We start from the raw sequence: 13,793 nt of genomic DNA, 5'->3' as shown, positions 1-13,793 counted from the left end.
TTATGCAGCGCCGGCCAATGCCAAGGTGGCCTGGGCATATTTTTGTCGTGAAATCAGCAATTTTGCCGGTGCCTGGGCCAGGTGTTCGGCCAGGGCCAGGGCGGCACTTTCCGCGACGCCGTAGCAGCCGGTGCGTTCGAACGCGATGTCCGAGCGGTGGCTGAGTTGCGGTTGATAACCGGCCAATTGTTCGCTGCTGAAGTACATCAACGGTAACTCAAGCTGTTTGGCCAGTTCGATCAAGCCAGGCTCTTCGCGCTTCAGGTCGATGCTGGCTAGGGCCTTGATCTGGTGAAGTTCGATTTTATGAGCCTGTAACGCCTGATCGAGAAGCGCCCGCAGCGTGCTGACAGGGCAGCCGCGCTGGCAGCCCAGGCCGACCACTAACGTCGGCGCTGTGCTGATCTCAGTCATGCGTGGTATTGACCATCGCTTTTGCGGCGGAACAACCAGGCACTGATCAGGCCCAGGGCCAGCCAAAATGCCACGTTGGTCACCTGCGAAGCGATTTTGAACTGAGCTTCCAGGGCTTGCGGAGCCAGCATCGAGTGGACTTCCGGTTGTGGTGCGCCGATCACGTGAGGAACGGCCAGGATTGCCACGCCGAGCACTTTCATCAGCCAGTGACGGCTGAACACGATCAATGCGATGCCGACCGCGGTGGAGGCGGCCGTGCCGATCCACCAGATCTGCCGCTGCGCCAAATCAGCCGCGGCAGTGCCCGGCAGCTCAGGCGGCAGACCGAGGGTCGGTGCCAGCACGAACGTCGCGTAACCGGCCAAACCCCAAAGCAGGCCTTGGGAGGTTTTGGTCGGTGCGCGCAAGGTGTAGAGACCGGCGAGCATCAGGGCGAAACCGACAGCGACCACGAGGTTGCCACCTGTAGTGGACAGCACGCGCTGCCAGCCGTCTTCCGGTTCCCAGGCTTCAGCATCGTGGGTGTGAGCGGCGACAGCACCTGCGGCGTGTTCGTGAACTTCAACAGCGGCGGGCTCGGATTTTTCGTAAGCCTCGGCCTGCAGAATCAGTGGAGCCACCCAGAAGCTTTGCAGCAGGGTCAGCAACAGGGCGGCCAGCAGCCCGGTGAATCCTGCGGTTTGCGCAATACGCTTGATCATGTCTGCAGGTCTCAATGGCACGGGAATGCAGAGCTGTGGCGGGTATCGTGAGCGGCGTTGTGCACCGCTTCGATGTGCGAGAAACCGGCGAAATACACAAGGCTAGCACCCAGGATCGACGCGCACAGGGCGACGGTCAGGCGTTGAGTCAGGGTATTGGTGGTGCTGGCGGTGCTCTTATCGGTGTTGCTGCCGGTGCTGCTGATGATCGACATAGCGCTTCCCTCTGGTCTGTCAGCGGGTGATATAGAGCGCATGGAAGACCCCTGCGAGTCAGGCACGCAGAGGTTCAAACAGCGCCCGCCCACCGCGGGTTTGTTATTCAGTGAGCGTAATGGTCACTTTGTGTTGCGGGCCGGTCTCCGGGCTCACGAGGGGCACTGGCTTTCGCCTTGACCTGCAAGCATCACCTTCCCATGCCGAACTGCTGGCACAGTGGATCTGACGCTTCGCTCGCTTACCGTTGCGGGGGCAGCACCGGACTGACATGACTTTAGAGTAAAGCACATGATTCACCGGTTTCCCGTTTCACCCTATGAAGGGCACCCGTAACAAGGCGTGTAGGAGAGCATGGGCGGGGGTTGGGCGTCAATTGGCAAGGGTTCTCGTTTGAGTTGATCGCGGGCGGCATGCTCAGTGATTGACCCGCCCCCACACGATGCGTAGCCTTGCGCTTTCGAGGTTCTTCGGCGTCTGCCGAAGCTAAGAAGGGAACGCGGTCGATGCCGCGGCTGCCCCCGCAACTGTGAACGGTAATGTTCGCTGCCACGCCACTGCAAACCCTGTGCAACGGGTTCGCGGGAAGGCGCAGTGAATGCCAGGCCCACAAGCCCGGCACACCGTCAGCCAGGAGACCTGCCTCGACACAGATTCTCACTACAACCGGGCGGGGTGATCCGGTGGCGAACTCTTCCGCGCGCGCATCCGTCGCAGCGATTGTCGTCCCGTATGCCCGCCACCTTGCCAAAGGGCATCCGATGAAAACACTGGCCAAACTCCCCGTCACCATCGTTACCGGCTTCCTCGGCTCGGGCAAAACCACCTTGCTGCGGCACATGCTCGACAACGCTCAGGGCCGTCGCATTGCGGTGATCGTCAACGAGTTCGGCGAGCTGGGCATCGACGGCGAAATCCTCAAGCAGTGCTCCATCGGTTGCACTGAAGAAGAAGCCAACGGCCGCGTCTACGAACTGGCCAACGGCTGCCTGTGCTGCACCGTTCAGGAAGAGTTCTTCCCGGTGATGCGCGAATTGGTCGCCCGTCGCGGCGACCTCGACCACATCCTCATCGAAACCTCGGGTCTGGCCCTGCCAAAACCGCTGGTGCAAGCCTTCCAGTGGCCTGAAATCCGCAGCGCCTGCACCGTTGATGCGGTGATCACCGTGGTCGACAGTCCTGCGGTCGCCGCCGGCACCTTCGCGGCTTTCCCGGACCAGGTCGATGCCCAGCGCAAACTCGATCCGAACCTGGACCACGAATCGCCGCTGCACGAGCTGTTCGCCGACCAACTGGCCAGCGCCGACCTGGTGATCCTCAACAAGGCCGACCTGATCAGCCCTGAAGACCTGGCCCGTGTGCGCCTGGAAGTCGCTGAAGAACTGCCGCCCGCGGTGAAAGTCATCGAAGCCAGCAGCGGTCGCGTGCCACTGGACGTGCTGATCGGCCTCGGTGCCGGTTCTGAAGAACACATCGACAGCCGTCACAGCCATCACGATCACCACCACGAAGGTGAAGACGATCACGACCACGATGCCTTCGACTCCATCTCCATTGAACTGCCTCAAGCCGACGAAAGCCTGCTGCTGGATGCGCTGACCCAATTGGTGGTCCAGCACGGCATTCTGCGCGTCAAAGGTTTTGCGGCGATCCCGAACAAACCGATGCGCCTGCTGATCCAGGGCGTGGGCACACGTTTCGACAAGCATTTCGACCGTCAGTGGGGCACCGATGAAGCGCGCACCACGCGTTTGGTTTTGATCGGTCAGGAGCTGGACGCCACTCTGCTTGAAGCGCAATTGCGCGCTGCGCTCAGCGTTTAAGCCATGCACCTGCTCAGGACCCAGCCCGGCGGTTTCGTGTCGGATGACAACATTGCCGACCTTGGGCAAACCCCCGCCGAGCTGGTGATCCTGTGCAGCGGCGACTCCAGCCTCGCGCTGCTCGCCGAAGCCGCACAGCAGTTGCCCGACGATTACCCGAGCGTGCGCCTGGCTAACCCGATGCAGGTGCAGAACCACGCGTCGGTCGACTTGTATGTCGACGAAGTGCTGCGCCATGCCAAGGTGATTCTGATTTCGCTGCACGGCGGCATCGCCTATTGGCGTTACGGCGTCGAGCAACTGGTGCAACTGTCGGAGCGCGGCGTGCAACTGATTCTGGTGCCCGGCGATGACCGCCCGGACCCCGAACTCAGCGAGCTGAGCACGGTGGCTGCCTGCGACCGCGATCGACTCTGGCAGTTTCTGCGTCAGGGCGGCATGAGCAATGCCCTGGATTTCTTCCGCTGCCTCGCCAATCGTTGGCTGGGCCGCGACTACGCCTGGGCCGAGCCACAAACCCTGCCACGCACGGCGATTTACCACCCGAAAAAAAGCCCCGCGGAGCTGAAGGATTTGCAAGCCGAATGGCAGGCCGGTCAACCGGTTGCGGCGGTGCTGTTTTACCGCTCGCACTTGCAGGCGGCCAACACCGGCTTCATCGATATTTTCTGCCAGCGTTTGCAGGCGGCAGGGTTAAACCCTTTGCCGATTGCCGTGGCCAGTTTGAAAGAACCCGGCTGCCTGACGGTGGTCGAGGACCTGTTGGACGAAGTCGAAGCCGGCGTGATTCTCAACACCACCGGTTTCGCTCAATCCAGCCCCGAAGCGCCGCACTTGCGACCGTTTCGTCGCAACATTCCAGTGATCCAGGCGATCTGTGCCCAGGACAACGAACCCGGTTGGCGCGCCAGCGAACAAGGCCTCGGTCCGCGTGATCTGGCGATGCACATCGCGCTGCCGGAACTGGACGGGCGGATCATCAGCCGACCGATCAGCTTCAAAGACCTGGCCTGGCGCAGCGAGCGCAGTCAATCCGATGTGGTCTGCTATCGGCCACAACCGGAGCGCATGGATTTTGTCGCCGAACTGGCGCGGCGCTGGATTGATCTGGCGCGGGTGCCCAACGCTGAAAAACGCATCGCGCTGATCCTCGCCAACTACCCGACCCGCGACGGTCGCATCGGCAATGGCGTGGGCCTCGACACCCCGGCGGCGGCGCTGAACATCCTGCGTGCGCTGCATAAAGAAGGTTATCCGCTGCCGGCCGAATTGCCTGATAGCGGCACCGCGTTGATCCAGCAGTTGCTCGGTGGCGTCAGCAACGACCTCGACACCCTCGACCAACGTCCGTGTCATCAAAGCCTGTCGATGGACGACTACAACCTGATGTTCAACGCCTTGCCCGAGGCCAACCGCCAGGCCGTGCTGGAACGTTGGGGTACGCCGCAAAGCGATCCGATGTGCCGTGGCGGGCGAATGATGATCGCCGGGCTGCGCTTTGGCCTGACCTTCGTCGGCATTCAACCGGCGCGGGGTTATCAGGTATACCCGAGCGCGGTGTATCACGACCCCGACCTGGTGCCGCCTCACGGTTACTTGGCGTTCTATTTCTGGTTGCGTAACACCTACGGCGCCCACGGTGTGATCCATGTCGGCAAGCACGGCAACCTCGAATGGTTGCCGGGCAAGGGCGTCGGGCTTTCTGAGAATTGCTGGCCGGATGCGCTGCTCGGGCCGTTGCCGAACATCTATCCGTTCATCGTCAACGATCCGGGCGAGGGCGCCCAGGCCAAGCGCCGTACGCAGGCGGTGATCATCGATCACCTGATGCCGCCGCTGACCCGCGCCGAAACTTACGGCCCGTTGCGCAACCTCGAATTACTCGCCGACGAGTATTACGAAGCGCAATTGCTCGATCCGCGCCGTGCCCGGGAGTTGCAGTGCGACATCCTGCAACTGGTGCGCGATACACACATCGACCGCGAACTGCAACTGGACAAAAAACTCGACAGTGATGCCGATGCGGCGATCTGGTTGCCGCGTCTGGACACGTATTTGTGCGACTTGAAAGAGTCACAGATCCGCGACGGCCTGCATGTGTTTGGCGAGTCGCCGACCGGGCGCTTGCGCATCGACACCTTGCTGGCGTTGTTGCGTATTCCGCGTGGAGATGGACGTGGGGCGCAATCGAGTCTGCTGCGAGCCTTGGCCAAGGCGTTCACGTTGGGCTTCGATCCGCTGGATTGTGCGCTTGCTGAGCCTTGGATCGGGCCGCGTCCGATTGAACTGCAAACCCTCACCGATGAAGCCTGGCGCACGGCAGGTGATACCCGCGAACGTCTGGAACTGTTCGCCACGCACCTGATCGAGCAAGCCTTGGTTACTGAGGTTGAGCAGCTGAACGCGCCAGGATGGTCAGAGGTGAAAGCCATCATCGATAGCCTGCGTGAAGTCGTCGCTCCACGACTGGACGCCTGCGGCCCGGCGGAAATGCGCGGTCTGCTCGACGCCCTCAGCGGCCGCTTCGTGCCGGCCGGCCCCAGCGGTGCGCCGAGTCGCGGTCGACTCGACGTGCTACCGACCGGTCGCAACTTCTACTCGGTGGACGTGCGTAACCTGCCGACCACCACCGCATGGCGTATCGGTTTCCAGTCGGCCAACCTGATTCTTGAACGACACCTGCAAGACCACGGCGATCACCTGCGTCAGCTTGGCCTGTCGGTGTGGGGCACCGCGACCATGCGCACCGGCGGCGACGACATCGCCCAGGCCATGGCGCTGATGGGCGTGCGCCCGGTCTGGGCCACGGGCAGTCAGCGAGTCGACGACTTCGAGATTCTGCCGCTGAGTCTGCTGGACCGTCCGCGGGTGGACGTGACCTTGCGCGTCTCCGGATTCTTCCGCGATGCCTTTGCCAATCTGATCCGCCTGTTCGACGCCGCCGTGCAAGCGGTCGCCGCCCTCGACGAGCCGGACGACCTCAACCCCTTGGCTGCCAAGGTGCGTGCCGAGCGCGAAGCGTTGGTGCAATCGGGGCTGGATGAAGAGGCGGCCAAGCGTCAGGCCGGTTGGCGCATCTTTGGCGCCAAACCCGGTGCTTACGGCGCGGGCGTGCAGGGCGCCATCGACGGTCGTCTGTGGCAAAGCCGCGAAGACCTGGCCGAGGTCTATCTGAACTGGGGTGGCTACGCTTACGGCGGCTCTGACGAAGGCACCGCAGCGCGAGAGCAGTTCGCTCAGCGCCTGAGCCAGGTTCAGGCTGTGCTGCAAAACCAGGACAACCGTGAACACGACTTGCTCGATTCCAACGACTATTACCAGTTCCAGGGCGGCATGCTCGCGGCGGTGGAAAGCCTCAGTGGTGAAGCCGCGGCCAGTTACCATGGCGATCACAGTCAGCCGGACTTGCCGAAGATCCGCACGTTGAAGGAAGAGCTGAACCGGGTGATTCGCTCACGGGCAGCCAATCCGAAGTGGATCGACGGCGTGAAGCGCCACGGCTATAAAGGCGCGTTTGAACTGGCGGCGACGGTTGATAACCTGTTCGCTTTCGACGCTACAACGCAGCTGATCGACGATCACCAGTATGCGTTGCTGGCGGATGCGTATTTGCTGGATCCGGCGACCCGGGATTTTGTCCGTGAGCATAATCCGCATGCGTTGCGCGACATGACTGAGCGGATGCTTGAGGCGCAGCAGCGGGGGATGTGGAAGGAGCCGGGTGAGTACCGAGACGCATTGGAAAATTTGTTGCTCGATATAGAAGAAGACAGTTAGTGCGCTCCCACAGGTATGAGGTTTGCCTGTGAATTGCACTGATGTAACTACCGACCATGACCGAGATTTAAAAATGACCGAGACCCCCCATTTTCCCCTCTCCGCCGTGGTCGGCGCCGACGATCTCAAACTCGCCCTCTATCTGACCGCCATCGACCCGAAAATCGGCGGCGTGCTGATCGAAGGCCCCCGCGGCATGGCCAAGTCAACGCTGGCACGTGGCCTGGCGGACTTGCTCGCCAGCGGCCAATTCGTGACATTACCGTTGGGCGCCACCGAAGAACGGCTGGTCGGCACCCTCGACCTGGACGCCGCCCTGAGCGAGGGTCGCGCACAGTTTTCCCCCGGTGTGCTGGCCAAGGCTGACGGCGGCGTGCTCTACGTCGATGAAGTCAACCTGCTGCCCGATCACCTGGTGGACCTGCTGCTGGATGTGGCCGCCAGCGGCACCAACCTGATCGAACGCGACGGCATTTCCCATCGGCATTCGGCGAAGTTCGTGCTGATCGGCACCATGAACCCGGAAGAGGGTGAGCTGCGTCCGCAATTGCTCGACCGCTTTGGACTGAACGTCGCCCTCAGTGGCCACACAGCACCGACCGAGCGCGGCCAGATTATCCGGCGACGGCTGGATTTCGACAGCGATCCCCAGCGCTTCTGCGCCGAATGGGAAAGCCAGCAGCAGTCTCTGCGCGAGCGTTGCCAGAAGGCGCGCAGCGCACTGGCGAGCATCCCGCTCGACGATCATGCGCTGGCGCAGATTACCGAGCGCTGCTTTGCCGCCGGTGTCGATGGCTTGCGGGCCGACCTGGTCTGGTTGCGCGCGGCGCGTGCCCACGCGGCGTGGCGTGGGGCGAGCACCATCGCCGAGGAAGACATCGACGCCGTCGCCGAGTTTGCCTTACGCCATCGCCGCCGCGAGCCATCGCCACCGGCACCGCAACAAAGTCAGCCTCCCTCTACGCAACATTCGAACCCGAGCGAAGGCGAGGGCCAATGGGGTGAAATGCCCGCTCAGGCGCTCCCGGTCGGCGCACGGCGTGACGTGCCGAGCTGGCCAAAAAAGCCCTAGGCATTCGCCCTCGATCTGATGCGGGGGCGAATGCCAGACCCCGCGCCGGACGACTGGACAATGGCAAACAGGGTAAACGTCACGCGGCGCGCAGCGGCTCGATCAATTGGCCCGGCACCTTGTTAAATGGCCGCCCGCGTCAACGCGCCGATGTCTTGTTTCACCTGCGCACCCGTTCGCCCCACGAACTGTGGTTGGTGATCGTCGACGCCTCGGCTTCGACTCGTCGCCATCAGGCGTTGAGCGATGCCAAGGGCTTGCTCGCGCAACTGTTCGACGATGCCTATCGCCAGCGTGCGCGCCTGGCGTTGCTCACGGCCAGTGGTCATGTGCCGAAATGGCAAGTGCAAGGGTTGAAAGCCTCCGCCGGGTTACGCAATTGGTTAGATGGGCTGGGAGCGGGCGGTGGTACGCCGTTGCTGGCAGCGCTGGGTGAGGCGGGGCGCTGGCTGGCGGTCAGGCAGAAGCGTTTTCCGGCGGAACATCAGCGTATGTTGCTGGTGACCGATGGCCGATTGAAGGACTGGTCGATGTTGCCGGCGCTTGATTGTCCGGGGTTACTGATCGACATCGAACGCGGGCCGATTCGGCTTGGACGGGCTAAGGTGATCGCTACCGAGTTGCAGGCCGAATATCGACATATCGATGATATGGAGTGAGCCGAAAAAATCACAGGAGTGAGTCATGCGCGTTCTAGCCGTCAACGATCAGGATGATTTCCGCGTCAAGGCCTACGCCGGCACCAATGGCGTGCTGTTGGCCATGGACCTGGCCGAACCCCGCCGCAAAGGCCTCTTGGGTTTCGCCATCGAAAAACAGCAAGGCCCCAAGCCTTGGCTGTTCCTGTTCAACAGACTGACCTTCCCCGGCAAGGTGCATACGTTTCCCCAGTTTCACACCACCCCCAGCGATATCGCGCCATTACAGAAATTTCGCTGGGCCGATTACGCGGTCAATCCGGGGATGACGATTCATTACCGAATCCACCTGGCCTACGGCAGCGTTGATGCACCGCAACTGGGTGAATTCCTGGAAGTGACGGTCACCTCCGACAATGGTCAGCCGAATAACCAAAGCGTGATCTTCAATCGCGCAGTGGCCGCCAGCCAGGCGTTCCAGCGCAAGTTTCCCGAGCTCGACGCGCTGATCAGCGCCAACAAGAACCTGCCCATCGAAGCCTGGCCGGATGCCCCGCGGCAATGGCTGGAAAACGGTTTGCTCGGGCGTTTGCTGGGGTTTATCGAGCGTGCGGTGGATGGCCAGTGGGCGCTGGACATTGCCATCTACGAGTATGAATTGCAGGCGATTGTCGATGCGGTCAATGCCGCGTTCGAGCGTGGGGTAAACGTTCGCGTGCTCTATCACGCCCAACCGGGCGATGAGGACACCGCCATGAACGAGGCCAGCCTGGAAAAAATCCCGGCAGAGAACAAGCGTGGGCGGGTCACCCACAACATCTTCCATAACAAATTCATGGTGCTGAGCCGGCTCGACACGGCGGGGCAGCGTCAACCCGAAGCGGTGCTTTGCGGCAGCACCAATTTCACGCCCAACGGCGTTTACCGCCAGGCCAACGTGGTGCATGTGCTGGACGACACACGCGTCAGCGTCAGCTATCTGCACACCTTCGAGCAGGTCTGGGCTAACCCGGCGGATGTCGGTGCCACCCGAAACTGGATCACCCAAAACAATCCGATGGATTCGCTGCAGCCGATGTTCGCCGGTTTCTCTCCGCGCTCGGGCAGAGGGGATCTGCAAGCGTTCGTCGAGATCATCAACGCGGCGAAAAAGGACGTGCTGTTCGTCACCGCGTTCGCCTTGCCCGACGACATCCTGAACGCCTTGCTCGGCCTGCCCAACGACGACATTCTGCGTTACGGCCTGCAAAACACCACCAGCCGTATCACCGGTTTCCACGCCGACCGCACCGCCGAATTCGCCGCCACCGCGCTGCTCAACACCGGGCTGGAAGGCTGGCTCCGAGAGAACATGAAAGGCCAGAAGGGCAACCTGTTGGTGCACACCAAAGCCGTGGTGACGGACTTCACCAGCGATGCACCGACAATCATCAGCGGCAGCCATAACCTCAGTGCCGTAGCCAGCAATGGCAATGACGAAAACTACCTGATCATTCGCGGTGATACCGATCTGGCAGACCGTTATGGTCTGGAACTGCTGCGGTTCTACGAGCATTACCGCTTTCGCTACTTCGCCAAAAAACTCGCGCTCAAGCAGGTCCATCCGTTGGCAGCGGATGACAGCTGGACCGATGACTATTACCTCGATGGAGATTTGCGTCAGCTATCCAGATTGCGTTTTTCCGGACGGTAAACACACTCGCGGGGCAGACGCCCCAATGTGGGAGCGAGCCTGCTCGCGAAGGCCGCCTTCCAGTCAACAATGATGTTGTCTGACACTCCGCCTTCGCGAGCAGGCTCGCTCCCACATTGGATCTTCGACTACTGGATTACTTCATTCCCATCGCCTGCCGGTACTGACGAGTACGCCGGGCGATGTACACGCGGTCGAGGATCAACGCCCATAGCGCCGAAACATCGGGACGGGTCTTGCGCCCACGGCTCAGGCGATTGAGCTGGAACTTCACGACGGCCATGCTTGCCAGTGCCGCCAGGGGTTTGCGCTTCCAGCGAATTGGCGGCAGTTGCGGATGACTGTTCTGACCTTCGCGCCAGCGTTTGACCAGTTGAGGTTCAATCGCCAGTGCTGTGCCGATCCCGGCCATGGCGACGCCGCTGTCGAGCACCTGTTCGACGATCGCCAGGCGTCGAATTCCGCCTGTCACCATCACCGGCATGTTCGCCACACGGGCCAATTCCCCGGCCATCTCCAGAAAGTACGCTTCACGCGCCAGGGTCCGGCCATCCCGGGCCTCGCCTTGCATGGCCGGGGCTTCGTAGCTGCCGCCGGAGAGTTCCAGCAGATCGATCGATTGATCGTTGAGCCACTGGATGACTTGGCGGGCATCGTCGGCATCGAAACCGCCGCGCTGGAAATCCGCCGAGTTGAGCTTCACCGCCACGCAAAACTGCGGCGACACAGACTTGCGCACGGCGCTGACTACTGCCAACAACAAGCGCGCGCGATTTTCCAGAGAACCACCCCAGCGGTCAGTTCGGCGGTTGGTCAAGGGCGAGAGGAATTGGCTGATCAGATAACCGTGCGCGGCATGAATCTGCACCCCGGTGAAACCGGCCTTTTCCGCCAGGGCAGCGCTGGTGGCGAAACGTTGGATGACGTCTTCGATGTCGCGCTCGCTCATGGGTTTGGGTTCGGCAAACATCTTCGAGAACGGGCCCAGGTCCAGCGCCACCGCCGAAGGCGCCAACGCTTGCTGGCCGAGGTTGGCCATGGTCTGACGGCCGGGATGATTGAGCTGCATCCAGAACTGCGCGCCACCGGCCCGGCCAATAGTTGCCCACTGGCGAAAGCGTTCAAGGTGCCGCTCATCTTCAAGCACCACACCGCCGGGGCCGGTCATGGCGCGGCGGTCGATCATCACGTTGCCAGTCAGCAACAATCCGGCTTCGCCTTCGGCCCACGCCTGATACAAGCGGAACAAGGCCTCTGCCGATGCCTGCCCGCTGTCAGCGAGGTTCTCTTCCATCGCGGCTTTGGCGATGCGGTTGCCGATGGTCTGGCCGTTGGGCAAATTCAACGCTTGGAAGGGCGACATGCTTGACTCCTCATCAGTGATGAGTAGAGGCTAAACTTAAAGTTAACTTTAATGTCAAGCAGGCAATTGAGGCCGTGATGAAGATTGGTGAATTGGCGCAAATGAGCGGGTTGAACGCATCGCGCATTCGGTTTTACGAGGCTCAGGGTTTGATTCGGCAGGTGGAACGCCGGGCCAACGGTTACCGGCATTACCCCGACCAAGCATTGCAAACCCTGAAGATCATCCTTTGCGCCCAGCAGGCCGGGTTCAGCCTCGAAGAGTTGAAGCAGTTGTTGCCGGACAGCGCGACCGGTGAGTTCAAGCAAGACGAATTACTGGCGGGGCTTACGCGCAAAGTCGAACAGATTGAAGAGATGCAGCTGCACTTGGCGCAGAGCAAGGCGCAGCTGTTGGAGGTGATCGACAACATTCAGTCGCGGCCCGAGGGTATGGGCTGCGAAGCGAATGCCCAGCGGGTATTGGCGAGGTTCAAGCCTTAGCGCCGAGTGCTGGAGTCGAGGGGGCAGGGATCGGATTGCGCATCAGCGTGCCCACCACCAGCGCACCCAACAATGCCAGCAAACCTGCAACCCAAAGCAGCAGACTAAAGCCACCGACGAAGGCTTGCCGGGCCAACGGTTCGACCACGGTGCGCGCGGTTTCCGGCAACAGGCCCATCGCCGCCGTCATGTCACCGGCCACCACCCGCGAGGCGATGCCCTGGGTTTGGCCGAGCCATTGCGCACCTTGTGCCGTCAGGCTCGTACGCAACAGCAGCTCGGTATGACTGGACAGCAACGCACCGAACACGCCGATGGCCAGCACGATTGCGCTGAAGCGCATGGTGGTGCTCATGCCTGAGGCCATGCCAGTGCGCTCCCGTGGCACGCAGGCCATGATGTTCTTTTGCGTATCGCCGTTGAGCAGCCCGGCACCGGCGCCCGTCACGGCAATCGCCAGGGCGAAGGGCAGGTAACCGCCGCTGCTGACCGCCCAGGCACTGAGCAGATTGCCGCTGCCGACCAGGGTCAAACCGGCGGCCATCAATGTGGCGGGGGAAAATCGACGCGCCAGACGTACGCCGATGCGCGGGCAAATCAGCATGGTCAGGGCAAACGGCAACATCCCCAGACCTGAAGCGATGGCCGAGAAACCCAGGCCGTTTTGCAGGTAGAACGGCAGCAGGGTCATCATCACCTGGGCGCAGCCGGCGTAGGCAAACATGCCCAATAGCGCGCCGATGAAACGCGGATGCTTGAACAGTTGCAGGTCAACCATCGGCCGCCACTGCATCCGTTCAATCACCACGAACAGCCCCAGCAACAGGGCGCCGCCGATCAACCGAGCGTAGGTCAGCGGGTTGCTCCAGCCGATCCGGTTCGCCTCGATCAGGCCCCAGATCAGGCACAGCAAACTCGCACTGAACGCCAGGCTGCCCCAGGGGTCGAGGCGTGCGGACTGAGTGTCGCGGGACTCCGGCACGGCGCGCCAGACCATCACCATCAGGAACACTCCGACGGGCAGGTTAAGGTAGAAAATCCAGCGCCAGCCCATGTATTCGGTGATCAGCCCGCCGACTGTCGGCGCGGCGGTCATCGCCACCCCCATGCATGCCCCCCAGAACGCCCAGGCCTTGGCCCGCTCCACTTCATCGTGAAAGGAGTGGCCGATGGAGGCGAGGGCCGAGGTCAGCAGCAAGGCCGCGCCGACACCCTTGATCGCCCGGGCGATGTCGAGGAACAGCGCATTGGGCGCGGCACCGCAACCGATGGACGCGAGGATGAAAATGGCCAGCCCACAGAGCAGGGTTTTCTGTCGACCGAAGCGGTCGGCGATGCTGCCAGCCGGCAACAAAAGGGCGGCGAAGGCCAGCATGTAAGCGCTGACCACCCATTCGATGTCGGCAAAGTTTGCGCCCAGGTCGCGGGCGATCGTAGGCAGGGTGACGGCGACAATGTTGGTGTCGAGGACAATCAGCGAGCAAACGCCTGAGGCTGTGAGTAATGTCAGGCGCGGGCTCACCTTGGGTTTGACGGGCATAGCAACGTTTCTCTACTGTGAAAGTCAGTGCAGCTTATCGTCTGTTGACGCTTCCCTTGTTAGGCGTGCCT

11 protein-coding genes and 2 riboswitches are annotated in these 13,793 nt (G+C 61.9%); of the genes, 6 read left to right on the top strand and 5 right to left on the bottom strand.

Translation table 11 applies throughout. The features are described 5' to 3' along the window. The 3 genes from QFX16_RS16165 to QFX16_RS16155 are packed head-to-tail and all read right to left on the bottom strand — an operon-like array spanning position 1 to position 1,333. Positions 1 to 414: a cobalamin biosynthesis protein gene (locus QFX16_RS16165; protein ID WP_283180479.1), complete on the bottom strand. Its 414-nt coding sequence runs from the start codon at positions 412 to 414 to the stop codon at positions 1 to 3. After that, entirely contained in the window at positions 411 to 1,118 is a 708-nt protein-coding gene (locus QFX16_RS16160; RefSeq protein WP_283180478.1) for a CbtA family protein, read from the bottom strand. The genes QFX16_RS16165 and QFX16_RS16160 overlap by 4 nt, the downstream gene beginning before the upstream one ends. A gap of 11 nt (positions 1,119 to 1,129) precedes the next feature. Then, positions 1,130 to 1,333 carry a CbtB domain-containing protein gene (locus QFX16_RS16155; RefSeq protein ID WP_095129617.1) on the bottom strand — a complete coding sequence of 68 codons (204 nt, stop codon included), beginning with the start codon at positions 1,331 to 1,333 and terminating at the stop codon, positions 1,130 to 1,132. A gap of 121 nt (positions 1,334 to 1,454) precedes the next feature. Continuing rightward, a riboswitch (cobalamin riboswitch) is annotated at positions 1,455 to 1,683 on the bottom strand. A gap of 97 nt (positions 1,684 to 1,780) precedes the next feature. After that, a riboswitch (cobalamin riboswitch) is annotated at positions 1,781 to 1,995 on the top strand. A gap of 100 nt (positions 1,996 to 2,095) precedes the next feature. Between QFX16_RS16155 and cobW the strand changes: the two genes are divergently transcribed. The 5 genes from cobW (at position 2,096) to QFX16_RS16130 (ending at position 10,337) form a co-directional block, all read left to right on the top strand. Then, positions 2,096 to 3,157, top strand: coding sequence for a cobalamin biosynthesis protein CobW (gene cobW, locus QFX16_RS16150; RefSeq protein WP_283180477.1), 1,062 nt, complete (start codon positions 2,096 to 2,098; stop codon positions 3,155 to 3,157). 3 nt (positions 3,158 to 3,160) lie between these two features. Next, on the top strand, positions 3,161 to 6,934 hold the full coding sequence (gene cobN / locus QFX16_RS16145; protein ID WP_283180476.1) for a cobaltochelatase subunit CobN: 3,774 nt from the start codon (positions 3,161 to 3,163) through the stop codon (positions 6,932 to 6,934). A gap of 73 nt (positions 6,935 to 7,007) precedes the next feature. Further along, positions 7,008 to 8,006 (top strand): magnesium chelatase ATPase subunit I, encoded by a 999-nt coding sequence (locus tag QFX16_RS16140; RefSeq protein ID WP_283180475.1) that lies wholly within the window; start codon positions 7,008 to 7,010, stop codon positions 8,004 to 8,006. A 2-nt stretch (positions 8,007 to 8,008) separates the two neighbouring features. Continuing rightward, positions 8,009 to 8,665 (top strand): vWA domain-containing protein, encoded by a 657-nt coding sequence (locus QFX16_RS16135; RefSeq protein ID WP_283184578.1) that lies wholly within the window; start codon positions 8,009 to 8,011, stop codon positions 8,663 to 8,665. A gap of 25 nt (positions 8,666 to 8,690) precedes the next feature. Further along, positions 8,691 to 10,337 (top strand): phospholipase D-like domain-containing protein, encoded by a 1,647-nt coding sequence (locus tag QFX16_RS16130; protein WP_283180474.1) that lies wholly within the window; start codon positions 8,691 to 8,693, stop codon positions 10,335 to 10,337. Between the two features lie 136 nt (positions 10,338 to 10,473). On the opposite strand, the gene QFX16_RS16125 is transcribed toward QFX16_RS16130, so the two are convergent. Further along, positions 10,474 to 11,700 (bottom strand): NADH:flavin oxidoreductase/NADH oxidase family protein, encoded by a 1,227-nt coding sequence (locus QFX16_RS16125; RefSeq protein ID WP_283180473.1) that lies wholly within the window; start codon positions 11,698 to 11,700, stop codon positions 10,474 to 10,476. 77 nt (positions 11,701 to 11,777) lie between these two features. Between QFX16_RS16125 and QFX16_RS16120 the strand changes: the two genes are divergently transcribed. Beyond that, positions 11,778 to 12,182, top strand: a complete 405-nt coding sequence (locus QFX16_RS16120; RefSeq protein ID WP_283180472.1) for a MerR family transcriptional regulator — start codon at positions 11,778 to 11,780, stop codon at positions 12,180 to 12,182. Here QFX16_RS16120 and QFX16_RS16115 read toward each other — a convergent pair. Continuing rightward, the gene (locus tag QFX16_RS16115; RefSeq protein WP_283180471.1) at positions 12,172 to 13,722 is read right to left on the bottom strand and encodes an MFS transporter; all 1,551 of its coding nucleotides are present in this window, start codon (positions 13,720 to 13,722) and stop codon (positions 12,172 to 12,174) included. The two genes, QFX16_RS16120 and QFX16_RS16115, sit on opposite strands and share 11 nt — an antisense overlap. Between the last annotated feature and the right edge of the window lie 71 nt (positions 13,723 to 13,793).

Source organism: Pseudomonas svalbardensis (assembly GCF_030053115.1).
Lineage (GTDB): Bacteria > Pseudomonadota > Gammaproteobacteria > Pseudomonadales > Pseudomonadaceae > Aquipseudomonas > Aquipseudomonas svalbardensis.
This window is presented reverse-complemented; position numbering and strand designations above follow the sequence as displayed.

Excerpts from the sequence above, each read along its gene's own strand:
- QFX16_RS16165 (WP_283180479.1), bottom strand. The coding sequence starts at position 414 with ATGACTGAGATCAGCACAGCGCCGACGTTAGTGGTCGGCCTGGGCTGC.
- QFX16_RS16160 (WP_283180478.1), bottom strand. The coding sequence starts at position 1,118 with ATGATCAAGCGTATTGCGCAAACCGCAGGATTCACCGGGCTGCTGGCC.
- QFX16_RS16155 (WP_095129617.1), bottom strand. The coding sequence starts at position 1,333 with ATGTCGATCATCAGCAGCACCGGCAGCAACACCGATAAGAGCACCGCC.
- cobW (WP_283180477.1), top strand. The coding sequence starts at position 2,096 with ATGAAAACACTGGCCAAACTCCCCGTCACCATCGTTACCGGCTTCCTC.
- cobN (WP_283180476.1), top strand. The coding sequence starts at position 3,161 with ATGCACCTGCTCAGGACCCAGCCCGGCGGTTTCGTGTCGGATGACAAC.
- QFX16_RS16140 (WP_283180475.1), top strand. The coding sequence starts at position 7,008 with ATGACCGAGACCCCCCATTTTCCCCTCTCCGCCGTGGTCGGCGCCGAC.
- QFX16_RS16130 (WP_283180474.1), top strand. The coding sequence starts at position 8,691 with ATGCGCGTTCTAGCCGTCAACGATCAGGATGATTTCCGCGTCAAGGCC.
- QFX16_RS16125 (WP_283180473.1), bottom strand. The coding sequence starts at position 11,700 with ATGTCGCCCTTCCAAGCGTTGAATTTGCCCAACGGCCAGACCATCGGC.
- QFX16_RS16120 (WP_283180472.1), top strand. The coding sequence starts at position 11,778 with ATGAAGATTGGTGAATTGGCGCAAATGAGCGGGTTGAACGCATCGCGC.
- QFX16_RS16115 (WP_283180471.1), bottom strand. The coding sequence starts at position 13,722 with ATGCCCGTCAAACCCAAGGTGAGCCCGCGCCTGACATTACTCACAGCC.